Here is a 23,271-nt window from a genome sequence, read left to right as displayed (position 1 = left end):
CAACGTCTATGCCGGGCCCCTCGGGCGGCTCTACGGTGCTCGCATGGAGCCGAACCTGCCCGATGTCGTGCTGTGGTCGATCCCGGCCTTCGTCCTGCTCACCGTCCTCGAAATGGTGTCGTACCGCCTCCACCCGGACGACGAGGCAGCCGGGTACGACGCCAAGGACGCCGCCACCAGCGTCACCATGGGGCTGGGCAGCCTGGCCTTCGACCTGTTGTGGAAGATACCGGTCGTGGCGATCTACGCCGCCCTGTACGAACTGACGCCGCTGCGCGTCCCCGTGCTGTGGTGGACGGTCCTGCTGATGCTGCTCGCCCAGGACTTCTTCTACTACTGGTCACACCGCGGCCACCACGTCATCCGGATCCTCTGGGCCTGCCACGTGGTCCACCACTCCAGCCGGAAGTTCAACCTCACCACGGCCCTCCGCCAGCCCTGGACCTCGCTCACCTCCTGGCCGTTCTACCTCCCGCTGATCGCGCTGGGCGTCCACCCGGCCGCGCTCGCCTTCTGTTCCTCGGCGAACCTCGTCTACCAGTTCTGGGTGCACACGGAGCGGATCGACAAGCTGCCCCGGCCCTTCGAGTACGTGCTCAACACGCCCTCCCACCACCGGGTCCACCACGCCTCCCAGGGCGGGTACCTCGACCGGAACTTCGGCGGGATCCTCATCGTCTGGGACCGGCTCTTCGGGTCGTTCGCCGCCGAGACCGAGCGCCCCGTCTTCGGCCTCACCAAGAACATCACCACCCACAACCCGTTCCGCGTCGCCACCCACGAATACGCGGCCATCGCCCGCGACGTGCGGGCTGCCGCCACCTGGGGAGAGCGGGCGGGCCGGGTCTTCCGGGGGCCGGGCTGGCAGCCGTCGCACACCGCCGGCGCCGCCACCACTCCGGCCGCGCCGGTGCAGCAGCGCGCCGCCACCTCCCCGGCCGTGCAGCAGCGCGCCGCCACCGAGCAGGCCGGATGACCCCCCGTGCCGGCGCGCCCCGGCTCGTGCGCCCGCTGCTCGCGGTCTTCCTCGCCGTATCGGCGGTCCACCTGGGCGGGCTCCTGGCCGGCGTCGACACCGTCCACCTGGTCACCAAGCCCCTGCTGATGCCCCTGCTCGCCGCCTACGCCGCCGCAAGGGGCGGCCCCCGTCTTCTCGTCGCGGCGCTGCTGTTCGGCTGGGGCGGGGACGTGCTGCTGATGCCCGACGCGGATGCGGCCTTCCTCGCCGGGATGGGGTCCTTCGCCGTCGGCCACGTCTGCTATCTGTGGCTCTTCGGGCGTGCCCGCGTCTCCTGGCCGGCCGGCCTCGTGTACGCCGCCGTCCTCGTGACCTTCGTCGTACTCCTGTGGCCCGGTCTGCCGGGCGGGCTGCGGATCCCGCTGGCCGGCTACAGCCTGCTCCTGACCGCGATGGCCTGGCGGGCCGGGGCCCTCGGCGGGTACGCGGCACTGGGCGGCGCCCTCTTCCTGTTCTCCGACGCGCTCATCGCCACCGGTATCGCGGACTGGCCGCAACTGCCCGCCCACGGCTTCTGGATCATGCTGACCTACCTGGCCGCGCAGTACCTGCTCACGTGGGGGGCGCTCGACGGACCCGCGAATTCCGCCGGCGCCGCACCCGGGGCGTACCGTGAGGGGAGTATCAGAATCTGAGACGAACGAGGACTCCCACGCATGCGCGCCACAGTGATCCACGCCCCCCACGACATCCGTGTGGAGGAGGTGCCCGACGCCACGGTCCAGCAGCCCACCGACGTGGTTCTGCGGGTGCTGCGGGCCTGCATCTGCGGCAGTGACCTGTGGGCCTACCGGGGCGAATCGGCCCGGCAGCCCGGGCAGCGCATCGGCCACGAGTTCCTCGGCGTCGTCGAGGAGGCGGGCTCCGGGGTCAACGGCTTCGTCGTCGGCGATCTCGTCGTCGCGCCCTTCGTCTGGTCGGACGGCACCTGCACCTACTGCGCCGAAGGGCTCACGACCTCCTGCCCCCAGGGCGGCTTCTGGGGCTCGGTCGGTTCCGACGGCGGCCAGGGGGAGGCGGTACGTGTCCCGTTCGCCGACGGCACCCTGGTCAGGCTCCCGTCGGCGGCCGCGTCCGACGACCGGCTGCTCACCGCGCTGCTGGCACTCTCCGACGTCCTGGGCACCGGACACCACGCCGCGCTAGGTGCGGGCGTGAAGCCCGGCAGCACCGTGGCCGTCGTCGGTGACGGCGCGGTCGGCCTGTGCGGCGTGATGGCGGCCAAGCGGCTCGGCGCCGAGCGGATCATCGCACTCGGCCGCCACCAGGCCCGTACCGACATAGCCCGTGCCTTCGGCGCCACCGACGTCGTTGCCGAGCGTGGCGAGGCGGCCCTCGCGGCCGTACGGGAGCTGACGCGGGGCGAAGGCACCCAAGGGGTGATCGAGGCGGTCGGCACCGAGGAGTCGATGCGTACGGCCATCGGCATCGTCCGCGACGGCGGCTCCGTCGGTTACGTCGGAGTCCCGCACGGCAGCGGCACCGGGGTGGACCTCGGCGTCATGTTCGACCGGAACATCGCGCTGCGGGGCGGCGTCGCCCCCGTGCGCACGTACATCCCGGAACTGCTCCCCGACGTGCTGGACGGCACGATCGACCCGTCGCCGGTCTTCGACCTGTCGGTCGGGCTGGGCGGGGTGCCGGGCGGCTACAAGGCGATGGACGAGCGCACGGCGCTCAAGGTGCTCATCAAGCCGTAGCCGGGGTGACGGAACGCGGGAGGGGCCGGGGACAGCTGTCCCCGGCCCCTCCCTCATGCCTTACCTGCGGACCGCGTCCAGCGCGTCCACGACACCGGCTCCGTAGAAGCCGTTGTTCTGCTTGCCGCCCTCGCAGACCGCGTCGACGGCGCCGTCACCGTCGATGTCGTACGGCGCGCCGCAAGCGGTGGCGTCGGCCTGGTGCTTCAGCAGTGCCTTCACCGCGGCCGCCGAGGCGTACGGGTGGGTCGACTTGATCAGGGCGGCGACACCCGCGACGTGGGGGGACGCCATCGACGTACCGGCCTTGTAGCCGAATCCGCCGCCGGGAAGCGTCGACAGGATCAGACCGCTGACTGCCGGTGCGTCCGGCGTCTGGTAGCGCGTCGAGTCACCGCCGGGGGCGGCCACGTCGATGACCCCGAGCCCGTAGTTCGAGTACGAGGACTTGAGGTTCTTCGCACCGGTGGCGGAGACCGTCACGACGCCCGGCACCATGGTCGGGATGTCGGGGCAGGCGCTCGGGTCGACCGTGCGCGTGACCGGTGTCGTGTCGTTGGGGCTCGTCGTGTCCTCGATGGCGTCGAGGGCCAGGTCGTGGTCGGAGTTGCCGGCCGCGGCGACGTTCACGACACCCTTGCCCTCCGCGTAGCGGGTGGCGCGGGTGACCGACTCGACCAGGGCGCCCTGGTCCGGGTCGTTCTTGCAGTTGAACAGCCACGGGTCGGTGTAGTAGCTGTTGTTGGTCACGTCGACGCCGTGCTCGGCGGCCCACACGAAGCCGCACACGACGGCCTCGGTGTAGAAGAATCCGGCAGGCGTGGACACCTTGATGCCGGAGACCTTCACGCCCGGCGCGACGCCGGTGACGCCGGTGCCGTTCTTCGCCGCGGCTATGGTGCCCGCGACGTGCGTGCCGTGGTCGCTCTCACCGGCGGCGGGCCGCCAGGCGCCGTCCGTGGTGTCCGGGGCGCCGGTCACACAGTTGACCGAGGCCGCGCGGTCGAAGTTCGGGGCCAGGTCCGGGTGGGTGTCATCCACACCCGTGTCGATGACCGCGACCGTGACCTTGCTGCTGCCGAGCGACTTCTGGTGGGCCTTGTCCGCCTTGATGGCGGGCAGGTCCCACTGCAGGGGTTCGAGTTCGTCCTGACCGGCCACCGCGTCGTCCGCCGCCGCCCGCGCCTGACCGGCGGTGAGGGGCTGTCCGACGCCGATGTCCTTCGTCGCCTGCGGCACGATCGGATTCGTGCGCGTGGCGCCCGCCGACTGGACGCCCTTGGCCTTGCGGATCGTCGCGCCGAAGTCCGGGTTCTGTGAGTGGACGACGATGACGCCGATCTTGTCGTACGACGTCACGACGGTTCCGCCGGCCGCGGATATCGCCTTCCGCACCTGCTTGACGGTGCCGTGGCCCGCCCGCGTGTTCACGACGTACGACAGCTTGGGGCCGTCCGCGCGAACCGCCGCCGCCGGCTCGTCCGCGGGTGCCGCGGCCACGGCACCCGTCGGGAGGAAGCCGAGCGAGGCCGTGAGCGCGAGTCCGACGGGCAGCGTGAGTACACGAGTCCGTCTGGATGCCAGATGAGCCATGGGTTCTCCACATCATCCGTGCCGGTGGAGCCGGACACAGGCGTGTCCGGTCCGGTACATGACCAGTGAAGTTATCGCTGATCTTCCCGGCACATCAATGAATACGGGCAAGTGAGTTCGAGGTGTGACCTCTGGGAGTCGCGTTCGCGGGTGCCGCCCCGAGAAGACCGAACCTGCGGTGAACCGCTTCGCCGCGCTCTCCGTGCCGTTGCACAGGGAGTCGCGCCTCCACCCCCGTCACACAGAGGACTCCCCGTGAAATCCACCGTTCCCACCACCGCACCCGCGTCGCGAGGAGAGTCCGTGACCACCGAAGCACCGCCGCCCCAGACCCCTGAGGACGGCAGTCCCGTCCAGCCCACGACCGAGGTGTTCCTGGAGGCTCAGAACAGTGCGGAGTTCGCCGAGCTGCGCCGCTCCCACCGCTCCTTCGCGTTTCCGCTGACCGTCGGGTTCATTGCCTGGTATCTGCTGTACGTGCTGCTGTCCAGCTACGCAGGCGGCTTCATGAGCAAGATCGTCTTCGCGAACTTCAACGTGGCCTTCGTGTTCGGCCTCGCCCAGTTCGCCACCACCTTCCTCATCGCCTGGTTCTACTCGCGCCACGCCACGAACAAGCTCGACCCGCAGGCGGCGGCCATCAAGTCCCGTCTGGAGGCCGACGCATGAGCGCCGTGTACGCATCGCACCCCGTGATCCAGCTCGCCGCGTCGTCGTCGACGACCGAGCACCGGCCGCTGATCATCACCCTCTTCGCGGTCTTCGTCGCGGCGACCCTGGGCATCACCGTCTGGGCCGGCCGGCAGACCAAGAGCGCCTCGGACTTCTACGCCGGCGGCCGGCAGTTCACCGCCTTCCAGAACGGCCTCGCCGTCTCCGGCGACTACATGTCGGCGGCGTCCTTCCTCGGCATCGCCGGCGCCATCGCGCTCTTCGGCTACGACGGCTTCCTGTACTCCATCGGCTTCCTCGTGGCCTGGCTCGTCGCCCTGCTGCTCGTAGCCGAACCGCTGCGCAACTCCGGCCGCTACACCATGGGCGACGTACTCGCCTACCGCATGCGCCAGCGGCCCGTGCGCACCGCCGCGGGTGTCTCCACCATCGTCGTGTCGATCTTCTACCTGCTGGCCCAGATGGCGGGCGCGGGAGTCCTCGTCGCGCTGCTGCTCGGGATCACCAGTGACGCCGGCAAGATCCTCATCGTGGCGCTGGTCGGCGTGCTCATGATCCTCTACGTCACCATCGGCGGCATGAAGGGCACCACCTGGGTCCAGATGGTCAAGGCCGTGCTGCTCATCGCGGGCGCGCTGCTGATGACCCTCATGGTGCTCTGGAAGTTCGACTTCAACGTCTCCGACCTGCTCGGCACCGCCGCGGAGAAGAGCGGCCACGGCGCCGCGTTCCTGGAGCCCGGCCTCAAGTACGGCGCCACCGACGTCTCGAAGCTGGACTTCATCTCACTCGGAATCGCGCTGGTCCTCGGCACCGCGGGCCTGCCGCACATCCTGATCCGCTTCTACACCGTTCCGACCGCCAAGGCCGCCCGCAAGTCCGTGAACTGGGCCATCGGCATCATCGGGGCCTTCTACCTGATGACGATCGCCCTCGGCTTCGGCGCCGCGGCACTCATCGGGCCGGATGAGATCAAGGCGAAGAACCCGGCGGGCAACGCGGCGGCACCCCAGCTCGCCGAGTACCTCGGAGGGGTCGGCACCACCGGGGGCGCCATCATGCTCGCCGTCATCTCCGCCGTCGCCTTCGCGACGATCCTCGCCGTCGTCGCGGGCCTCACCCTCGCCTCCTCGTCCTCCTTCGCCCACGACATCTACGCCAACGTCATCCGGAAGGGGAAGGCCACCGAGAAGGAGGAGATGAGCGCCGCCCGCTGGGCGACCGTCGCGATCGGCGTCGTCTCGATCGGACTCGGCGCGATGGCCCGCGACCTGAACGTCGCGGGACTCGTCGCCCTCGCCTTCGCCGTCGCCGCGTCGGCCAACCTGCCGACCATCCTCTACAGCCTCTTCTGGAAGCGCTTCACCACCCAGGGCGCCCTGTGGTCCATCTACGGCGGTCTCGCCTCGTCCGTCTTCCTGGTGCTGTTCTCCCCGGTCGTCTCCGGCAAGGCCAGCTCGATGTTCCCGGACGTGGACTTCGCCTGGTTCCCCCTGGAGAACCCCGGCCTCATCTCCATCCCGCTGGGCTTCCTGCTCGGCTGGGCCGGCTCGGTCCTCTCCAAGGAGGAGCCGGACAAGGGCAAGTACGCCGAACTCGAGGTCAAGTCCCTCACCGGCACCGGAGCCCACTGACCCCGCCCGCACCCGCAGCGTCATGACGGGGCCCTGTCGTAGAGACCTACGACAGGGCCCCGCCGCACCTCGTGTCAACCGGGCCCCCGCGATGTCACCGGTCTCGCGTAGTCTCGGAGGAGTCAGAACCGCAACCGAGGACATCACCGGGGGAGGGGGCCCACAGTGCTCGTCGACACCTACGGCCGGGTCGCCACCGACCTGCGTGTCTCGCTGACCGACAAGTGCAATCTCCGCTGCACCTACTGCATGCCCGAAGAGGGGCTGCAATGGCTCTCCAAGTCCGACCTGCTCAGCGACGACGAGATCGTCCGGCTCGTCGGCATCGCAGTCACCGCTCTCGGAGTCACGGAAGTCCGTTTCACCGGCGGTGAGCCGCTGCTGCGTCCCGGCCTCGTCTCCATCGTCGAGCGGTGCGCCGCCCTGGAGCCCCGTCCCAGGATGTCGCTCACCACCAACGGCATCGGACTCAAGCGCACCGCCGTCGCTCTCGAGGCGGCCGGCCTGGACCGGGTCAACGTGTCCCTGGACACCCTGCGCCCCGACGTGTTCAAGACCCTCACACGCCGCGACCGGCACAAGGACGTACTGGAAGGGCTCGAGGCCGCCCGCGAAGCGGGACTCACCCCGGTCAAGGTCAACTCCGTCCTCATGCCCGGCCTCAACGAGGACGAGGCCCCCGAGCTGCTCGCCTGGGCCGTGGAGAACGCCTACGAGCTCCGCTTCATCGAGCAGATGCCGCTCGACGCACAGCACGGCTGGAAGCGCGACGGCATGATCACGGCAGGTGACATCCTCACCTCGCTGCGCACGCGCTTCACCCTCACCGCGGAAGGGGACGAGGAGCGCGGATCCGCCCCGGCCGAGCGCTGGACCGTGGACGGCGGCCCGCACCGTGTCGGCGTCATCGCCTCCGTGACCAGGCCCTTCTGCCAGGCCTGCGACCGCACCCGGCTCACCGCCGACGGGCAGGTCCGCACCTGTCTCTTCGCCCGCGAGGAGACGGACCTCCGCGCCGCCCTGCGCTCCGACGCACCGGACGAGGAGATCGCCAGGATCTGGAAGCTCGCGATGTGGGGCAAGAAGGCGGGCTCCGGGCTCGACGACCCCACCTTCCTGCAGCCCGACCGCCCGATGTCAGCGATCGGCGGCTGAGGACTCCCACTCGGCCAGCGTCACGACATCCTTGAGGAAGCCGCGTACGCCGAGGAACGACGAGAGGTGCTCCCGGTGCTCGTCGCAGGCCAGCCAGGTCTTGCGGCGTTCCGGGGTGTGCAGCTTCGGGTTGTTCCAGGCGAGCACCCACACGGCATCGGCGCGGCAGCCCTTGGCTGAACAGACCGGTGCGCCGGTGGCGCTCTCGGCTGAGGTATCGGGGAAGTTCACGGCTTCAACCCTAAGCGCTCCCGCGCGGGACCCCCGCGACGCACCCCCGCCGGAGAATGGCGACGCCGGGCAGCCACGGGGGGAGCTGCCCGGCGTCGGTCCGTCGCTCCGACGGGGGATGCGGAGCGCTCCCGAAGTATGCCACGGGGGTCGGGGTCCGGTGCACCGGAACGTCATCATTCATCTGAGTCCGTCTCGGGCCGGGCGGAAGCGCCGGCGCTCAGTCCGCCGGACGCCGGTCCTCCGCGCGGCCCGCGGCTCCGGGCTCCGGAGCGGGCTCCGCGGGCCCTGCAGCAGGGGCCGCGCCGAGAGCGGGCCGCATCGGTGCGGACACGAAGGTCGAGGGGAGCGAAGGGACGTTCTCGCGGCCTGCGTTGGCGATGACGACCGCCACGTAGGGAAGCAGGACGCCCAGCGCGAGCGCCACCACGGCCACATGCCTCTCGACGTTCCACAGGGTCGCGGCCAGCACCACCGAAACGGTGCGCACGGACATGGAGATGATGTAGCGCCGCTGCCGGCCGCGCACGTCGTCTGCCAGGCCCTGCCTGGCACCCGTGATACGGAAGACCTCCGTGCCGCTCTGCTTCCGCATCGTGATTCCACCACCAGATCTCTGTGCCGGACTTCCCCGGACGGCGCCGCTCCTACGGTACGCCCGGCGTCCGCCGCATTCGAGACCGGGGCGCGTCCGATCCGCGCGGGCCCCGACCGCCGTCCCACGTACGGCCCTGTCCGGCATGCGGCGTATGTCAGGCAGGCCGAGACTGGGCGGACGTGCGCACATCGCGCCGCACGAGGAGGCGACATGAGCTGGTTGTGGGCAATCATCGTAGGGCTGGTGCTGGGTGTGATCGCCCGGGCGATCCTGCCGGGGAAGCAGGACATCCCCCTCTGGCTGACGGTGGTGTTCGGCATCCTGGGCAGCATCCTCGGTAATGCCGTCGCGACCTGGATCGGTGTCAACGACACCAAGGGGATCGACTGGATCCGCCATGTGCTGCAGCTGATCGGTGCCGTGGCCGTCGTCGGTGTCGGCGACATGCTCTGGCAGTCCATCCGGGGCAACCGGAGCAAGCGGCAGAAGACCTGACCCGGCTCGGGCACAGCCTCGCGGCCGGCCACGCGTCATGCGTGACCGGCCGCGGCGCTGTGTGCTCAGGCGTCAGGCGGACGTGACCTCGACGGCGGCCAGGTTCTTCTTGCCCCGGCGCAGGACCAGCCAGCGCCCGTGCAGCAGCTCCTCGTGAGCCGGAGCGCTCTCGCCGTCCGTGACCTTGACGTTGTTCACGTAGGCCCCGCCCTCCTTCACCGTGCGGCGGGCGGCCGACTTGCTGGCGGACAGCCCGACCTCGACCAGGAGATCCACCACAGGCCCCAGTTCGGCGACCCGGGCGTGCGGCACCTCGGACAGGGCGGCGCTCAGCGTCGCCTCGTCCAGCTCGCCGAGCTCACCCTGGCCGAACAGCGCCTTCGACGCGGCGATGACCGCCGCGCACTGCGCGCCGCCGTGCACCAGCGTCGTCAGCTCCTCGGCCAGCGAACGCTGCGCCGAGCGCGCCTGCGGGCGCTCCTCGGTGAGCTTCTCCAGCTCCTCGAGCTCCTCACGGCTCTTGAAGCTGAGGATGCGCATGTACGTCGAGATGTCCCGGTCGTCCACGTTCAGCCAGAACTGGTAGAACGCGTACGGCGTCGTCATCTCCGGGTCGAGCCAGACGGCCCCGCTCTCGGACTTGCCGAACTTGGTGCCGTCGGCCTTCACCATCAGCGGCGTCGCCAGCGCGTGAACGGCGGCGCCCGGCTCCAGGCGGTGGATCAGGTCGATCCCCGCCGTGAGGTTGCCCCACTGGTCGCTGCCGCCCTGCTGCAGGGTGCAGCCGTGGCGGCGGTACAGCTCCAGGTAGTCCATGCCCTGGAGGAGCTGGTAGCTGAACTCCGTGTAGCTGATGCCCTCCTGCGACTCCAGCCTGCGGGCCACCGAGTCCTTGGTCAGCATCTTGTTGACCCGGAAGTGCTTGCCGATGTCCCGGAGGAACTCGATCGCGGACAGGCCCGCGGTCCAGTCCAGGTTGTTCACCATCGTGGCGGCGTTCGGGCCCTCGAAGGTGAGGAAGGGCTCGATCTGCCCGCGCAGCCGCTGGACCCACGCGGCGATGGTCTCCGGGTCGTTCAGCGTGCGCTCCGCGGTCGGCCGCGGGTCACCGATCTGGCCCGTCGCCCCGCCGACCAGGGCGAGCGGCTTCAGTCCGGCGAGCTGGAGCCGGCGCATGGTGAGCACCTGCACCAGATGGCCGACGTGCAGACTCGCCGCGGTCGGGTCGAAGCCGCAATAGAAGGTGACCGGGCCGTCCGCGAGAGCCTTGCGCAATGCGTCCTCGTCGGTGGACTGGGCGAACAGCCCGCGCCACTTCAGCTCGTCGACGATGTCCGTCACGGTCGTTTCTCTCCTCTGAGGGTCCGGCTGGGTTCGAATGGGTTGTCCGGTCAGTCTATGGGCGTCACACGCCCCGGCTGACCGAGCTCATGTGGAAGTCCGGGATGCGCAGCGCCGGCATCGCGGCCCTGGTGAAGTAGTCGCCCCACTCGCGCGGCAGCGTCTTCTCCGTACGGCCCGCCTCCGACGCCCTGGACAGCAGCCCGACCGGCGACTCGTTGAACCGGAAGTTGTTCACCTCGCCGAGGACCTCGCCGTCCTCCACCAGATAGACGCCGTCCCGGGTCAGACCGGTGAGCAGCAGGGTCGCCGGATCCACCTCCCGGATGTACCAGAGGCAGGTCAGCAGCAGGGCCCGGCCGGTCGTCGCGGCGACCATCTCCTCCAGGGACCGCTCACCGCCGCCGTCCAGGACGAGGTTGTCCATCGCGGGCGCCACCGGCAGGTCCGTCAGCCCCGCGGAGTGACGGGTCGTGGTCAGCCGCTCCAGCCTGCCGTCCTTGATCCAGTCGGTCGGAGCGAGCGGCAGCCCGTTGTCGAAGACCGAGGAATCGTCCCCCGACGAGTGCGCGATCACGAAGGGCGCCGACTCCAGCCCCGGAGCGCGCGGATCGCTGCGCAGGTTCAGCGGCAGCCCGGAGAGCTTTTCGCCGATCCTCGTGCCGCCACCCGGACGGGAGAAGACCGTACGGCCCTCCGCCGCGTCCCGGGCACCCGCCGACCAGTACTGGTAGATCAGCAGGTCCGCCACCGCGGTCGGCGGCAGCAGCGTCTCGTAGCGCCCGGCGGGCAGCTCGATCCTGCGCTCCGCCCATCCGAGGCGCCGCGCCAGCTCCGCGTCCATGGCCGCCGGGTCGACGTCCTTGAAGTCCCTGGTCGCCCTGCCCGCCCAGGCGGAACGGGTCCGGTCGGGGGACTTGGCGTTCAGCTCCAGCGTCCCGTTCGGCTGGTCGTGGCGCAGCCGCAGCCCCGTCGACGTACCCAGATACGTCGAGCTCAGCTGGTGGTGGGCGAAGCCGTACAGCTCACGGCCGCCCGAGCGGGCCCGCGCGAAGGCGTCGCCGAGCGCCGGGGCGAAGTCGGCGAAGACGTCGGAGCCGGTCTCGGCCGGCGGTTCCGTGAAGTCGGCGGACACCGGCACCCCGGACACCAGCGGCTGAGCGTCCTCGGCCGGACCGGCACCACGGGCGGCGGCCTCGGCGGCCCGTACCAGCGGTTCCAGGTCGTCGGCCGTGACGGCCGACCGGGACACCACACCCGACGCCGCCCCCTCCGCGCCGTCCACGGTCGCGATCACGGTCAGGGTCCGCCCCCGCGTCACCCCGTTCGTGGTGAGCGCGTTGCCGGCCCAGCGCAGATTGGCGGAGGAGTTCTCGTCCGCGATCACCACGCAGCCGTCGGCGGTGGACAGCTCCAGTGCGCGTTCGACGATCTCGTACGGCTTGCTGACGCGGCTCATCGCCCGCCCTCCTGCGTCGTGTTGAGGATGTTCACGCCCCGGAAGAGAGCGGAGGGGCAGCCGTGCGAGACGGCCGCGACCTGACCCGGCTGGGCCTTGCCGCAGTTGAACGCGCCGCCCAGGACATAGGTCTGCGGGCCGCCGGCCTTCTCCATCGAGCCCCAGAAGTCCGTCGTCGTCGCCTGGTACGCCACGTCCCGCAGCTGGCCCGTCAGCCGGCCGTTCTCGATCCTGAAGAACCGCTGGCCGGTGAACTGGAAGTTGTGCCTCTGCATGTCGATGGACCACGACCGGTCGCCGACCACATAGATTCCGCGCTCCACCCCGCCGATCAGATCCTCGGTCGAGAGCCCGCCCGGATCCGGCTGGAGCGACACGTTGGCCATGCGCTGCACGGGCACGTGCTCCGGCGAGTCGGCGTACGCGCATCCGTTGGACCGGCCCAGGCCCGTCAGCTTCGCGATCCGCCGGTCCGTCTGGTAGCCCACCAGCGTCCCGTCCTTGACCAGGTCCCAGGACTGCGCCTCGACGCCCTCGTCGTCGTAGCCGACCGTCGCGAGCCCGTGCTCGGCGGTGCGGTCACCGGTCACGTTCATCACGGGGGAGCCGTACGTCAGCTTCCCCAGCTGGTCGAAGGTCGCGAACGAGGTCCCCGCGTACGCCGCCTCGTAGCCCAGCGCCCGGTCCAGCTCGGTCGCGTGGCCGATGGACTCGTGGATGGTCAGCCAGAGATTGGACGGGTCGACGACCAGGTCGTACGTCCCCGCCTCGACGCTCGGCGCCCGCATCTTCTCGGCCAGCAGCCCCGGGATGCGCTCCAGCTCGGCGTCCCAGTCCCAGCCCGTGCCTGTGAGGTACTCCCAGCCCCGGCCCGCCGGCGGGGCGATCGTCCGCATCGAGTCGAACTCGCCGGTCGTCCCGTCCACGGCCACCGCGGTCAGCTGCGGATGCACCCGCACCCGCTGCTGGGTGGTGACGGTGCCCGCGGTGTCGGCGTAGAACTTGTTCTCGTGGACGGTCATCAGGGAGGCGTCCACATGCGCCACCCCGTCCGCCGAGAGGAGTCGCGCGCTCCACTCCGCGAGCAGCCCGGCCTTCTCCTCGTCAGGTACGGAGAAGGGGTCGACGTCGTACGCCGACACCCAGGTCCGCTCGCCGTGCACCGGCTCGTCGGCCAGCTCCACACGCTCGTCGGAACCCGCCGCCGCGATGACCTTCGCGGACAGCTTCGCCATGGCGACGGCCTGCGAGGCCACCTTCGCGGCCGCGTCCATCGTCAGGTCCACCCCGGACGCGAATCCCCACGCGCCGCCGTGCACCACACGGACCGCGTACCCGGTGTCGGTGGTGTCGGAGGTCCCGGACGGCCGGGCGTCCCGCAGCCGCCAGGAGGCGCCGCGCACCCGCTCGAACCGGAAGTCCGCGTGCACCGCGCCGAGCGCGCGGGCGCGGGCGAGCGCCGCGTCTGCGAGGGCACGGAGCGGCAGGGCCAGGAACGACTGATCTACCTCGTGGGCCACGTAGGGCTCCCCTTCTCCACCTCTGAAAATGTCTCCGCAGTGAATCATGGGGTGTCGTGGCGTCCCCGTGCTCCGGTTTTACGCTGCCGTGTCCGGCCGGGCCGTTCTGTAGGGATCCAACAGGCGCGGCGCGGCGGCGCTGTCAGAGGCCGATTCCTTGGATGGCCGGTGGTACCGATAGGTTTTTGGATGTACCAGACCGCCAAGGAAAGGGTGATCCGTTGAGCCGCTCGGTTCTCGTCACCGGAGGAAACCGGGGCATCGGCCTCGCCATCGCCCGCGCCTTCGCCGACAGCGGCGACAAGGTCGCCATCACCTACCGCTCGGGGGAGCCGCCGCAGGCGCTCACCGAGGCGGGCGTTCTCGCGGTCCGGTGCGACATCACCGACACCGAGCAGGTGGAGCAGGCCTACAAGGAGATCGAGGAGAAGCACGGTCCCGTGGAGGTGCTGGTCGCCAACGCCGGTATCACCAAGGACCAGTTGCTGATGCGGATGTCCGAGGACGACTTCACGTCCGTGCTCGACACCAACCTCACCGGCACCTTCCGCGTCGTCAAGCGGGCCAACCGCGCGATGCTGCGCGCCAAGAAGGGCCGTGTCGTCCTCATCTCCTCCGTCGTCGGCCTCCTCGGTTCCGCCGGACAGGCCAACTACGCGGCGTCCAAGGCGGGCCTGGTCGGCTTCGCCCGGTCGCTGGCCCGTGAGCTCGGCTCGCGGAACATCACGTTCAACGTCGTCGCACCCGGGTTCGTCGACACCGACATGACCCAGGCGCTCACCGATGAGCAGCGCAAGGGCATCGTGTCCCAGGTGCCGCTCGGCCGCTACGCGCAGCCCGCTGAGATCGCCGCCGCGGTGCGCTTCCTCGCGTCCGACGACGCGTCGTACATCACTGGAGCCGTCATCCCCGTTGACGGCGGATTGGGCATGGGTCACTGATCACCATGAGCGGAATTCTCGACGGCAAGCGCATCCTCATCACAGGTGTGCTGATGGAGTCGTCCATCGCCTTCCACACCGCGAAGGTGGCCCAGGAGCAGGGCGCCGAGGTCATCCTCACGGCCTTCCCCCGGCCGACGCTGACCGAGCGCATCGCCAGGAAGCTGCCCAAGCCGGCCAAGGTCATCGAGCTCGACGTGACGAACCAGGAGCACCTGGACCGGCTCGCGGGTCTCGTCAAGGACGAGCTCGGTTCGCTCGACGGTGTCGTGCACTCCATCGGCTTCGCGCCGCAGGACGCGCTCGGCGGCAACTTCCTGAACACGCCCTTCGAGTCGGTCGCCACCGCGATGCACGTCTCGGCGTTCTCGCTCAAGTCGCTCGCCATGGCCTGCAAGCCGCTGATGAGCGAGGGCGGCTCGATCGTCGGCCTCACCTTCGACGCGCAGTTCGCCTGGCCGCAGTACGACTGGATGGGCCCGGCCAAGGCCGCGCTGGAGGCCACCTCCCGCTACCTGGCCCGCGACCTCGGCGGCGACAGCATCCGCTGCAACCTGATCTCGGCGGGCCCCATCGGCTCGATGGCAGCCAAGTCCATCCCGGGCTTCGGTGATCTCGCCGAGGTCTGGAACACCCGGTCGCCGCTGGCCTGGGACATGGCCGACCCGGAGCCCGCCGGCCGCGGGGTCGTGGCCCTGCTCTCGGACTTCTTCCCGAAGACCACGGGCGAGATCATCCACGTCGACGGTGGCGTGCACATGATGGGCGCCTGACCGCGTACAGCTCACCGACGGCCGCGTACCCCTCACCCGGGGGTACGCGGCCGTCGCGTGTCTCCGTGGTGCCCGGCCGGCCTTCTCCGTGCCCGGCCGGCCTCCGCAGGGCCCGGCCGCTCCCTGCGGCGCTCAAGTCGAAAAGATGGCCGCCCCACCGCAGAATGTGGTGGAACCGGACTTTTGGTCAGGCTGTGGGGAGGAGATCGCTGTGCGCTCCACACGTCGCCGAACCTGGGCCCTGCTCGCTGCTGCGGCCGTCGTCGCGGGGCTCCTGGCCCCGGTGGCCGTGAGTGCCGCCAACCGGGCGGGGAGCGGGGCGGCAGCGCCCCTCGCACCACGCCCCGATCCCTCGGGCGCCGAATGCCGTACGTCGGTCGACGGGTCCCGGGTGGTCGCCTACTGCCACAACCCGTATCCCACGACCGATCTCGTCCGGCTCCACACCGAGTGCGCCCGGTGGTGGGACGTCGATGCCGACAGCATCGCGGTCGCGGTCCAGCCGGGCCGGACGGTCAAGCTCGAGGACCGCTGCTGGAAAGAGGTCGGCTCGGCCTGGGTGAGCCACTCGGTGTCCTGAGGGCCCGGTTCTTCGCGCCCGCCGCCCGCCGGGGATCGCGGACAGCCCTCAGACCCGCTCCTGGAGACAGTTCAGCGCGTGGGCGGCGGCCTCCGAAGCGGCTGTCTCCGCGTCGCCCGCCCTGATGGCCTCCACGAGCCGCGCGTGGTCCATGTGCGCCTCCGGCCGAAGCTCCGGGCCCACGTCGTCACGCAGGTAGTCGCGCAGCAGGTCGTTCAGGTCGGCGTAGAGCTCGGTCAGTACGTCGTTGTGCGAGGCGGCGACAACCGCGAGGTGCAGGGTCGCGTCGGCGGCCACGAACGCCTCCGCGTCCCCGGACGCCCAGGTCTCCTCGCGCCGCGCCATCAGCGCGTCGAGCTGCCGCATGTCGCGGTCGGTGCGCCGCAGGGCGGCGAGCCGGGCGGCCGACGACTCCAGCGTGGAGCGCAGCTCGGCGACATGCCGGGGGTCGGCGTCCGCGAACCGGCGGTGCATCACACCCGCCAGCTCGCTGGTCGCCACCACGTAGGTACCGGAGCCCTGGCGGATGTCCAGCAGCCCGTTGTGCGCCAGGGCGCGCACGGCCTCGCGCACCGTGTTGCGGGCGACCCCCAGCTGCTCGACCAGCTCGGGCTCGGTGGGGATCCGTGAGCCGACGGGCCACTCACCCGCGGTGATCTGGTTCCTCAGCTGGGCAATCACCTGGTCGGCGAGAGCCGAACGCCGCGTGGACGTCAGCGCCATGGTGCTCCTTGCTCGAGTTCCGGGAAGGGTGTCCGAAAAGGGTGGTCCGGGAGGTGCGGGCCCGTCCGACCGTCATCAGGATTGTCTCAGGGACAGAGCCGGAGTGGACAGTCAATCATCCCATGATTCTATGATGGGGCCCATGCGCCACGACGAGACCCCGACCCTGAGCCCTCCCGCCGCCCCTGCCGCCCCGACGACCGGCACGGCCGCGCCGGGACCCTCCCCCTGGGTGCTGCGGATCGTCACCATCGGTCTGGTCCTCGCCGCACTGAACCTCCGGCCCGCCATCACCAGCCTCGGCCCCCTGCTCGAAGAGGTCCGGGCCGGGCTGCACATGAGCGGCAGCGTCGCCGGTGTCCTCACCTCCGTGCCGCCGCTCTGTTTCGCACTGTTCGGATTCATGGCGCCGCGGCTGGCCCGCAGGTTCGGCCCCAGCGCCGTCGTCTGCGCGGGCATGGTGGCCATCGCGGCCGGCCTGCTGCTGCGCCCCTTCGTGGGCGGCACGGCGGGATTCCTCGCCGCGAGCGCCCTGGCCCTGATGGGTATCGCGGTCAGCAACGTCCTGATGCCGGTCATCGTGAAGCGCTGGTTCCCCGACAGGGTCGGCACCGTGACCGGCCTCTACTCGATGGCCCTGGCTCTCGGAACCGCCCTCGCGGCCGCCCTCACCGTGCCCCTGACGAACGCGACGGGCGGCAACTGGAAGACCGGCCTGGTGGTCTGGGCAGGGCTCGCCGCAGTCGCCGTCCTGCCCTGGATCCCGTTCCTGAAGGACCGAGGAGACTCGTCCGGGGCCGCTGCCGGTGCCCCGGCTCCCCGCGCGCTCAGGATCACCCGGAGCCGGACGTCCTGGGCGCTCGCCTGCTTCTTCGGGCTCCAGGCGACGGCCGCGTACATCACGATGGGCTGGATTCCGCAGATCTTCCGTGACGCGGGAATCTCCGCGGGCACAGCGGGGGTCCTGCTCGCCGTGATCATGGCCATGGGCGTGCCGCTCGCCTTCGTCATCCCCCGGGTCGCCTCCCGCCTGCGCACGCAGGGCCCGATCGTCCTCGTCCTCAGCGGCTGCGGTCTCCTCGGCTACGCGGGCCTCTACCTGGCCCCGGCCGGCGGCGCCTGGCTCTGGGCGCTGCTGCTGGGTGTCGCCAACTGCGCGTTCCCGCTCGCACTCACCATGATCGGGATGCGTTCGCGGAGCGGCGCCGGAGTGGTCAGGCTCTCCGCCTTCGCCCAGTCCACCGGCTACCTGCTCTCGATCCCCGGCCCGTTGCTGGTCGGCGTGCTCTACCAGCACAGCGGCGGCTGGGGCCTGCCGCTCGCGCTCATGGCGGCCCTCCTCGTGCCCCAGACGGTCGCGGGAATGCTCGCGGGGCGGGACCGGACGATCGAGGACGAATGCTGAGATGCGAGACTGTGCGCATGCCAGTGCTCGATCCGAATCCCCAGAACGGCCAGAAGAAGCTTCTCCTCGTGTTCGGGACGATGCTTCTCATCTCCGTAGTCATCGGCGTGATCGCGACGATCGCCTCCCCCTGACCGCCCGATGGTGGGGCCAGCCCCACCATCCCCTAGGGGGCCAGGTTCAGGGTCGAGTGGGTGGGTCACCGGATGGGACCGCGGCCGGCCGGCCCGTAGGTTCGGCGTAACACAGCCGAGGACCCACGGAGGCGGACATGTCGGCCCGTACACCCGCCCGGAGCCACCGCCCGGCCTCGGACACCGTCGAGGTCAGGCTGCCCTGGTGGGCCGTCGCGCTGCCCGCCCTCGCCTTCGCCGCGCTCCTCCTGCTGATCGTGGAACCCGGACAGGCGCACGCGGCGGCCGGCGAGCCCGCGATCGGGCGGCTGCTCGGGCACATCCTGGGCCTGATGCCCGCCTGAGGTGCCCGTACACACCCCGCCGCCCGTCGTTCACCCCCAGCGGGCGAGCACGTCAACACCCTGCGCCCGGAGGCGCAATTCGTGCGAAGCTGAGGTGTATGAGCGCCGATACACCTCGCAGGATCGTCCTTCTCAGGCACGCAAAGGCGGAATGGTCGCAGCAGCCCGACCATGAGCGGCCACTGGCGGAACGGGGCAGGAAGGACGCCCCCGTCGCCGGCCGCAAGCTGGCCGATTCAGGAATCGTCTTCGACCTGGCTCTGTGCTCGACCGCCACCAGGACCCGCGAGACCTGGAAGCTCGCGGTCCACGAATTCGAGCAGCGACCCAGGACCGTGTACGAGGAGAGGCTGTACGAAGCCTCTCTCGGTGAGCTGATCGCCCTGTTCGACGAGACGTCCGACGACGTGCAGAACCTGCTGGTCATCGGCCACAATCCCGGCATGCACGGCGTCGCGGACGCGCTCTCAGGCAGGGCCGACGGCGACGCGCTCGCCCGCCTGACCAGGGACGGCTTCCCGACCGCGGCCTACGCCGTCGTCGAGTTCTCCGGCTCCTGGAAGGGCCTGGAGCACGGAGTGGGCAAACTCGTCGAATACTGGACGCCCAACGACTGAGCACGACGCACGGAGGGGCGCCGGCACACCGTGTGTGCCGGCGCCCCTCCGCGCGAACGGACCCGCGCGGTCAGTCCACGAGGCCGTCGGCGGCCTCGACCTCCTCGCGGGTGATCCCGAGCAGATACAGCACCGTGTCCAGGAACGGGACGTTCACCGCCGTGTGGGCGGCCCGGCGGACGACCGGCTTGGCGTTGAAGGCGACCCCGAGGCCGGCGGTGTTGAGCATGTCCAGATCGTTCGCGCCGTCGCCGATGGCCACCGTCTGCGCCAGCGGCACCCCCGCCTGCTCCGCGAAGCTGCGCAGCAGCCGGGCCTTGCCCGCCCGGTCCACGATGTCGCCCACGACCCGGCCGGTGAGCTTGCCGTCGACGACCTCCAGCGTGTTGGCGGAGGCGAAGTCCAGCCCGAGGCGCTCCTTGAGGTCGTCCGTGACCTGGGTGAAGCCGCCCGAGACCACGCCCACTTGGTAGCCCAGCCGCTTGAGCGTCCGGATCAGGGTGCGGGCCCCGGGGGTCAGCCGCACCTCCGCCCGCACCTTCTCCACCACCGACACGTCGAGCCCGGCCAGCAGCGCCACGCGTGCGTGCAGGGACTGCTCGAAGTCGAGCTCGCCGCGCATCGCCTGCTCGGTCACGGCGGCGACCTCGGACTCGCAGCCGGCATGGGCGGCGAAGAGCTCGATGACCTCGTCCTGGATGAGCGTCGAGTCCACGTCCATGACGACCAGGCGCTGCGCCCTGCGGCTCAGCCCGGCCGACACGACGGCGATGTCGACGCCGATGCCCGCGGCCTCCGTCGCGAGAGCCGTCCGCAGCTCCTCGGTCCCGGTGCCGGACACCGCGAACTCGACGGCGGTGACGGGGTACTTCGCCAGGCGGAAGATCCTGTCGATGTTGCCGCCGGTGGAGGTGATCCTGGCCGCTATGACCGCCGTGGATTCCGCGGTCAGCGGGTGCCCCAGCACGGTCACATGGGAACGGCCGGAGCCGCGGGGGCGGTTGTCGCCCGTGCCCGAGATGATCTCGGCCTGCAGCTTCAGGGACTCCGCCCAGCTGTGCACGGTGGCCCGGAGGTCGCCCTCGGTCGTATCACCCGGGGCCGGCGAGGTCACCAGGGCGCACAGCACGATGCGGCCACGGGTGACGACCTGCTCGATGTCCACGACGTCGACGGCGTAGGCGGCCAGGGTGTCGAAAAGCCCGGCGGTGATACCCGGCCGGTCCTTCCCGAAGATCTTGACGAGAAGCGTGGGGGTGTCTGTGCCCCGAGGGGCTTCGGAGGGCTCAGGAGACCGGGGTGACCGAGGTGGCTGAGATGCGCTCATGGTGGTCCCACCGTATAGGGCCGCCGGCCGGGCTCCGAAGCCGTCCCGAGTGGCGGACAGACCGTGGCCGGATCTCGCCGGGCCGGGGGACCGGCGCTCAGGTGCCCCGGATGGGATGCTCCGACCGCATTCCTCCTGGGTCGGCCGAGGGGGCTCCGGGCCTCCGCGCCGTCTTCACACCGCCCGGCTTTCCGTCAGGGGACAGCTCCTGGAATAGTTCCCCACGATGTTCAGCATCCCTAGGCTCCCTGCGACGGGGGGCATTTCGGGGGACGACTAGTGGGGCGCGGAGTGCCGGAACTCGTACTGGAATTGAATGGAAGGACCTGGGCGCTCGATCCGTCCAGGTCGTACACCCTCGGGCGCGATCCGCAGGGTGACCTGATGATCGACGACGCCAGGGTCTCGTGGCGGCATGCCACGGTCAGCTGGAACGGGCGCGGCTGGTCCGTCGAGGACCACGGCAGCACCAACGGCACCTATGTGCAGGGCCGTCGTGTCCAGCAGGCGGAGATCGCCCCGGGTACGTCGTTCCACCTGGGCAACGCCACGGACGGGCCGCGGGTGAGCCTCACCGCCGCGCCGGGTGCCGGCGTCCAGGGCGGGCAGGCGGCGGGAGCGCGGCAGGCGCCCGCACCTCACGTCCAGCAGGCGCCCGCACCGCATGTGCCGCATGCCCAGCAGGCTCCGGTGCAGCAGCCGCAGCAGCACGCCGCCGGCGGCTGGCCCGGCGGGCCCGCGCAGCAGCAGGCGGCCTGGCAGCAGGCACCGCAGGCGCAGCAGCCTCAGGTCCCGCACCAGCAGGGCCACGCCGGCCCGCCCGGAGCAGGCGGCCACGGTGGCGCGGCAGGGGCACCGCCGGTGTACGGCGACCGCAGCCCGACCACCTTCCACCAGCTGGACCTCGGCCGCGTCATGCGCATCGGCCGTGCGCTGGAGAACGAGCTGGTTGTCTCCGACCTGCAGGTCTCGCGCCTGCACGCCGAATTCCGGGCGACGCCCGACGGACGCTTCGAGATCCGGGACCTCGGGTCGCACAACGGCACGTACGTCAACGGCCAGCCGCTCAACAAGTCCGGCTCCGCCCTCATCGGGCCGAACGACATCGTCGGTGTCGGTCACTCGACCTTCAGGCTGGTCGGGGACCGGCTGGAAGAGTTCGTCGACACAGGTGAGGTCTCCTTCTCCGCCCGCCACCTCACGGTGACGGTCGACGGCGGCAAGGACATCCTCAAGGACGTCTCCTTCGGCGTCCCCGAGAAGTCGCTGATCGCCGTCATCGGCCCGTCCGGCTCCGGCAAGTCCACCCTGCTCAAGGCGCTCACCGGCTACCGGCCCGCCAACCAGGGCGACGTCCTCTACGACAACCGGAACCTGTACAAGCAGTTCGCCGAGCTGCGGCAGCGCATCGGCCTGGTCCCGCAGGACGACATCCTGCACAAGGAACTCACGGTCACCAGGGCCCTGCGTTACGCGGCCAAGCTGCGTTTCCCCGCGGACACCACCGAGGCCGAGCGCACCGCCCGGATCCACGAGGTCCTCGCCGAGCTCAAGCTCGACATCCACAAGGACAAGAAGATCACCTCGCTCTCCGGCGGCCAGCGCAAGCGCGTCTCGGTCGCCCTGGAGCTGCTCACCAAGCCGTCGCTGATCTTCCTGGACGAGCCGACCTCGGGCCTCGACCCGGGCATGGACCGCGATGTCATGCAGCTGCTGCGCGGTCTCGCCGACGACGGCCGTACGGTCCTGGTGGTCACGCACTCCGTGGCCGAGCTGGCCATCTGCGACAAGCTCCTGGTGATGGCTCCCGGCGGATCCGTCGCCTACTTCGGGCCCCCCGAGGAGGCCCTGAACTTCTTCGGCTACACCAGCTGGGCCGACGTCTTCTCCGCGTTCGAGAACTACCGCGAATACGACTGGGCGGGCCGCTGGCGCGGATCGCAGCACTACCAGATGTACGCCGCGGACATCGACGCGGTCGCCGCGCAGCCCGTGCACATGCCTCCGCCGCAGCAGATCCGGCCGCCGAAGCCCTCCGGCTGGGTGGCCCAGCTGTGGACGCTGATGCGCCGCTACGTCTCGGTGATCGCGTCCGACAAGGGGTTCCTGCTCCTGATGGTGCTCCTGCCGGCCGTGCTCGGAGTGGTGAGCGTGGTCATCCCCGCGGAGTTCGGCCTGGCGGAGCCCGATCCGCCCTCCCGGTTCAACGGCAAGGCCGGAACGATCATGCTGATCCTGGCGGTCGGCATGTGCTTCGCCGCCGCCGCCAACTCCGTACGAGAACTGATCAAGGAACGGGTGATCTACGAGCGGGAACGGGCCACCGGTCTCTCCCGCTCCGCCTATCTGCTGTCCAAGGTGATCGTCCTCGGCGTGATCACGGCCTTCCAGGGCGTGATCATCTGCGGGATCGGCTTCTCCACCCGGAAGCTGCCGGAGGAGGGCCTGTTCATGCCTCCCGCCGTCGAGATCTGCCTGTCGATCATCGTGCTCGGCTTCACCTCGATGATGTTCGGCCTGATGATCTCCGCGCTGGTGAAGACCGCCGAGAAGACGATGCCGCTGCTCGTCATGTTCGCCATCGTCCAGGTCGTCTTCACCGGTGTGCTCTTCCAGGTCTACGGTTCGCCGGGCCTGGAGCAGTTCGCCTGGCTGATGCCGTCGCGCTGGGCGGTCGCCGCGGCCGGTACGACGCTGGACCTCGCCCACCTCATGCCGCCGTGGGACCCGAAGAACCCGACCGACCTGGACCCGCTGTGGGAGCACTCGGCCGGCCAGTGGGGCATCAACATCACGGTGATGCTCGTCATGAGCGCCGTCCTCTTCGTCGCGGTCTCACGGATGCTGCGCCGCCATGAGCCCGAGGTGATGCGCAAGTAACGGGCCCGCACCGGTCCCGGAAACGCCCGAGGGCGGCAACCCCGTGGGGTGCCGCCCTTCGGCATGTGCCGGCCGGTCACGCGACGCTGCGTGCCGGCAGGTCAGCTCTGCCAGGCCTTGCTCGGTGCGCT

The 23,271-nt window shown here is 70.4% G+C and carries 23 protein-coding genes; 15 read left to right on the top strand and 8 right to left on the bottom strand.

The window, feature by feature from the left end; translation table 11 throughout:
- Positions 1 to 43 precede the first annotated feature (43 nt).
- The 3 genes from HED23_RS23780 to HED23_RS23770 are packed head-to-tail and all read left to right on the top strand — an operon-like array spanning position 44 to position 2,718.
- Complete coding sequence (locus HED23_RS23780; protein WP_203185415.1) at positions 44 to 976, top strand: sterol desaturase family protein; 933 nt, start codon at positions 44 to 46, stop codon at positions 974 to 976.
- On the top strand, positions 973 to 1,653 hold the full coding sequence (locus HED23_RS23775) for a lysoplasmalogenase (RefSeq protein ID WP_203185414.1): 681 nt from the start codon (positions 973 to 975) through the stop codon (positions 1,651 to 1,653). Before HED23_RS23780 ends, HED23_RS23775 begins: the two co-directional genes overlap by 4 nt.
- Positions 1,654 to 1,674: 21 nt before the next feature.
- Positions 1,675 to 2,718 (top strand): zinc-dependent alcohol dehydrogenase family protein, encoded by a 1,044-nt coding sequence (locus HED23_RS23770; RefSeq protein WP_203185413.1) that lies wholly within the window; start codon positions 1,675 to 1,677, stop codon positions 2,716 to 2,718.
- 60 nt (positions 2,719 to 2,778) lie between these two features.
- On the opposite strand, the gene HED23_RS23765 is transcribed toward HED23_RS23770, so the two are convergent.
- Positions 2,779 to 4,311, bottom strand: coding sequence for a S8 family peptidase (locus HED23_RS23765; RefSeq protein WP_203185412.1), 1,533 nt, complete (start codon positions 4,309 to 4,311; stop codon positions 2,779 to 2,781).
- Positions 4,312 to 4,614: 303 nt separating this feature from the next.
- Between HED23_RS23765 and HED23_RS23760 the strand changes: the two genes are divergently transcribed.
- The 3 genes from HED23_RS23760 (at position 4,615) to moaA (ending at position 7,772) form a co-directional block, all read left to right on the top strand.
- Positions 4,615 to 4,980: a DUF485 domain-containing protein gene (locus tag HED23_RS23760; RefSeq protein WP_203185411.1), complete on the top strand. Its 366-nt coding sequence runs from the start codon at positions 4,615 to 4,617 to the stop codon at positions 4,978 to 4,980.
- A complete protein-coding gene (locus tag HED23_RS23755) occupies positions 4,977 to 6,617 on the top strand; it encodes a cation acetate symporter (RefSeq protein WP_203185410.1) in 1,641 nt (546 codons plus the stop codon). Before HED23_RS23760 ends, HED23_RS23755 begins: the two co-directional genes overlap by 4 nt.
- A 165-nt stretch (positions 6,618 to 6,782) precedes the next feature.
- Positions 6,783 to 7,772, top strand: a complete 990-nt coding sequence (moaA, locus tag HED23_RS23750; protein WP_203185409.1) for a GTP 3',8-cyclase MoaA — start codon at positions 6,783 to 6,785, stop codon at positions 7,770 to 7,772.
- Here moaA and HED23_RS23745 read toward each other — a convergent pair.
- Both HED23_RS23745 and HED23_RS23740 read right to left on the bottom strand, forming a co-directional pair.
- Positions 7,755 to 8,003, bottom strand: coding sequence for a hypothetical protein (locus tag HED23_RS23745; protein WP_203185408.1), 249 nt, complete (start codon positions 8,001 to 8,003; stop codon positions 7,755 to 7,757). The two genes, moaA and HED23_RS23745, sit on opposite strands and share 18 nt — an antisense overlap.
- Before the next feature lie 220 nt (positions 8,004 to 8,223).
- Positions 8,224 to 8,598, bottom strand: a complete 375-nt coding sequence (locus tag HED23_RS23740) for a DUF3099 domain-containing protein (protein WP_203185407.1) — start codon at positions 8,596 to 8,598, stop codon at positions 8,224 to 8,226.
- 213 nt (positions 8,599 to 8,811) lie between these two features.
- Between HED23_RS23740 and HED23_RS23735 the strand changes: the two genes are divergently transcribed.
- Positions 8,812 to 9,096 carry a GlsB/YeaQ/YmgE family stress response membrane protein gene (locus HED23_RS23735; protein WP_203185406.1) on the top strand — a complete coding sequence of 95 codons (285 nt, stop codon included), beginning with the start codon at positions 8,812 to 8,814 and terminating at the stop codon, positions 9,094 to 9,096.
- Positions 9,097 to 9,168: 72 nt separating this feature from the next.
- Here HED23_RS23735 and tyrS read toward each other — a convergent pair whose 3' ends face one another.
- The 3 genes from tyrS to HED23_RS23720 all read right to left on the bottom strand — a co-directional run bounded on the left by tyrS (position 9,169) and on the right by HED23_RS23720 (position 13,416).
- Positions 9,169 to 10,437: a tyrosine--tRNA ligase gene (gene tyrS / locus HED23_RS23730; RefSeq protein ID WP_203185405.1), complete on the bottom strand. Its 1,269-nt coding sequence runs from the start codon at positions 10,435 to 10,437 to the stop codon at positions 9,169 to 9,171.
- A gap of 64 nt (positions 10,438 to 10,501) precedes the next feature.
- Entirely contained in the window at positions 10,502 to 11,896 is a 1,395-nt protein-coding gene (locus HED23_RS23725) for a metallopeptidase TldD-related protein (RefSeq protein WP_203185404.1), read from the bottom strand.
- On the bottom strand, positions 11,893 to 13,416 hold the full coding sequence (locus HED23_RS23720) for a TldD/PmbA family protein (RefSeq protein WP_203185403.1): 1,524 nt from the start codon (positions 13,414 to 13,416) through the stop codon (positions 11,893 to 11,895). Before HED23_RS23720 ends, HED23_RS23725 begins: the two co-directional genes overlap by 4 nt.
- Positions 13,417 to 13,637: 221 nt before the next feature.
- On the opposite strand from HED23_RS23720, the gene fabG reads away from it, so the two are divergent.
- The 3 genes from fabG (at position 13,638) to HED23_RS23705 (ending at position 15,710) form a co-directional block, all read left to right on the top strand.
- Positions 13,638 to 14,357, top strand: a complete 720-nt coding sequence (gene fabG / locus HED23_RS23715; RefSeq protein WP_147962061.1) for a 3-oxoacyl-[acyl-carrier-protein] reductase — start codon at positions 13,638 to 13,640, stop codon at positions 14,355 to 14,357.
- A gap of 5 nt (positions 14,358 to 14,362) precedes the next feature.
- Positions 14,363 to 15,130 carry an enoyl-ACP reductase FabI gene (gene fabI / locus HED23_RS23710; protein WP_203185402.1) on the top strand — a complete coding sequence of 256 codons (768 nt, stop codon included), beginning with the start codon at positions 14,363 to 14,365 and terminating at the stop codon, positions 15,128 to 15,130.
- A gap of 211 nt (positions 15,131 to 15,341) precedes the next feature.
- Positions 15,342 to 15,710: a hypothetical protein gene (locus tag HED23_RS23705; RefSeq protein ID WP_203185401.1), complete on the top strand. Its 369-nt coding sequence runs from the start codon at positions 15,342 to 15,344 to the stop codon at positions 15,708 to 15,710.
- 48 nt (positions 15,711 to 15,758) lie between these two features.
- Here the strand turns inward: HED23_RS23705 and HED23_RS23700 are convergent, their stop codons facing one another.
- Positions 15,759 to 16,433 (bottom strand): FadR/GntR family transcriptional regulator, encoded by a 675-nt coding sequence (locus tag HED23_RS23700; RefSeq protein WP_203185400.1) that lies wholly within the window; start codon positions 16,431 to 16,433, stop codon positions 15,759 to 15,761.
- Positions 16,434 to 16,575: 142 nt separating this feature from the next.
- Here HED23_RS23700 and HED23_RS23695 point away from each other — a divergent pair, with 142 nt between their 5' ends.
- The 4 genes from HED23_RS23695 (at position 16,576) to HED23_RS23685 (ending at position 18,933) form a co-directional block, all read left to right on the top strand.
- A complete protein-coding gene (locus tag HED23_RS23695) occupies positions 16,576 to 17,838 on the top strand; it encodes a CynX/NimT family MFS transporter (protein WP_386473916.1) in 1,263 nt (420 codons plus the stop codon).
- Positions 17,839 to 17,855: 17 nt separating this feature from the next.
- Positions 17,856 to 17,972, top strand: a complete 117-nt coding sequence (locus tag HED23_RS35750; protein ID WP_086010434.1) for an SGM_5486 family transporter-associated protein — start codon at positions 17,856 to 17,858, stop codon at positions 17,970 to 17,972.
- Positions 17,973 to 18,109: 137 nt separating this feature from the next.
- Complete coding sequence (locus tag HED23_RS23690) at positions 18,110 to 18,316, top strand: hypothetical protein (RefSeq protein ID WP_203185398.1); 207 nt, start codon at positions 18,110 to 18,112, stop codon at positions 18,314 to 18,316.
- A gap of 98 nt (positions 18,317 to 18,414) precedes the next feature.
- On the top strand, positions 18,415 to 18,933 hold the full coding sequence (locus HED23_RS23685) for a SixA phosphatase family protein (protein WP_203185397.1): 519 nt from the start codon (positions 18,415 to 18,417) through the stop codon (positions 18,931 to 18,933).
- A 70-nt stretch (positions 18,934 to 19,003) separates the two neighbouring features.
- On the opposite strand, the gene serB is transcribed toward HED23_RS23685, so the two are convergent.
- Positions 19,004 to 20,260 carry a phosphoserine phosphatase SerB gene (serB, locus tag HED23_RS23680; RefSeq protein ID WP_203185396.1) on the bottom strand — a complete coding sequence of 419 codons (1,257 nt, stop codon included), beginning with the start codon at positions 20,258 to 20,260 and terminating at the stop codon, positions 19,004 to 19,006.
- A 279-nt stretch (positions 20,261 to 20,539) separates the two neighbouring features.
- Here serB and HED23_RS23675 point away from each other — a divergent pair, with 279 nt between their 5' ends.
- Complete coding sequence (locus tag HED23_RS23675; protein WP_203185395.1) at positions 20,540 to 23,140, top strand: FHA domain-containing protein; 2,601 nt, start codon at positions 20,540 to 20,542, stop codon at positions 23,138 to 23,140.
- Positions 23,141 to 23,271 lie beyond the last annotated feature (131 nt).

The organism is Streptomyces pratensis, assembly GCF_016804005.1.
GTDB lineage: Bacteria > Actinomycetota > Actinomycetes > Streptomycetales > Streptomycetaceae > Streptomyces > Streptomyces pratensis_A.
The sequence above is the reverse complement of the archived record's forward strand: the minus strand, read 5'-3'. Positions and strand labels throughout refer to the sequence as shown.

Coding starts and splice junctions, on each gene's coding strand:
- HED23_RS23780 (WP_203185415.1), top strand. CDS start 44: ATGGAGCCGAACCTGCCCGATGTCGTGCTGTGGTCGATCCCGGCCTTC.
- HED23_RS23775 (WP_203185414.1), top strand. CDS start 973: ATGACCCCCCGTGCCGGCGCGCCCCGGCTCGTGCGCCCGCTGCTCGCG.
- HED23_RS23770 (WP_203185413.1), top strand. CDS start 1,675: ATGCGCGCCACAGTGATCCACGCCCCCCACGACATCCGTGTGGAGGAG.
- HED23_RS23765 (WP_203185412.1), bottom strand. CDS start 4,311: ATGGCTCATCTGGCATCCAGACGGACTCGTGTACTCACGCTGCCCGTC.
- HED23_RS23755 (WP_203185410.1), top strand. CDS start 4,977: ATGAGCGCCGTGTACGCATCGCACCCCGTGATCCAGCTCGCCGCGTCG.
- HED23_RS23740 (WP_203185407.1), bottom strand. CDS start 8,598: ATGCGGAAGCAGAGCGGCACGGAGGTCTTCCGTATCACGGGTGCCAGG.
- HED23_RS23735 (WP_203185406.1), top strand. CDS start 8,812: ATGAGCTGGTTGTGGGCAATCATCGTAGGGCTGGTGCTGGGTGTGATC.
- HED23_RS23725 (WP_203185404.1), bottom strand. CDS start 11,896: ATGAGCCGCGTCAGCAAGCCGTACGAGATCGTCGAACGCGCACTGGAG.
- fabI (WP_203185402.1), top strand. CDS start 14,363: ATGAGCGGAATTCTCGACGGCAAGCGCATCCTCATCACAGGTGTGCTG.
- HED23_RS23700 (WP_203185400.1), bottom strand. CDS start 16,433: ATGGCGCTGACGTCCACGCGGCGTTCGGCTCTCGCCGACCAGGTGATT.
- HED23_RS23695 (WP_386473916.1), top strand. CDS start 16,576: ATGCGCCACGACGAGACCCCGACCCTGAGCCCTCCCGCCGCCCCTGCC.
- HED23_RS35750 (WP_086010434.1), top strand. CDS start 17,856: ATGCCAGTGCTCGATCCGAATCCCCAGAACGGCCAGAAGAAGCTTCTC.
- HED23_RS23690 (WP_203185398.1), top strand. CDS start 18,110: ATGTCGGCCCGTACACCCGCCCGGAGCCACCGCCCGGCCTCGGACACC.
- HED23_RS23685 (WP_203185397.1), top strand. CDS start 18,415: ATGAGCGCCGATACACCTCGCAGGATCGTCCTTCTCAGGCACGCAAAG.
- serB (WP_203185396.1), bottom strand. CDS start 20,260: ATGAGCGCATCTCAGCCACCTCGGTCACCCCGGTCTCCTGAGCCCTCC.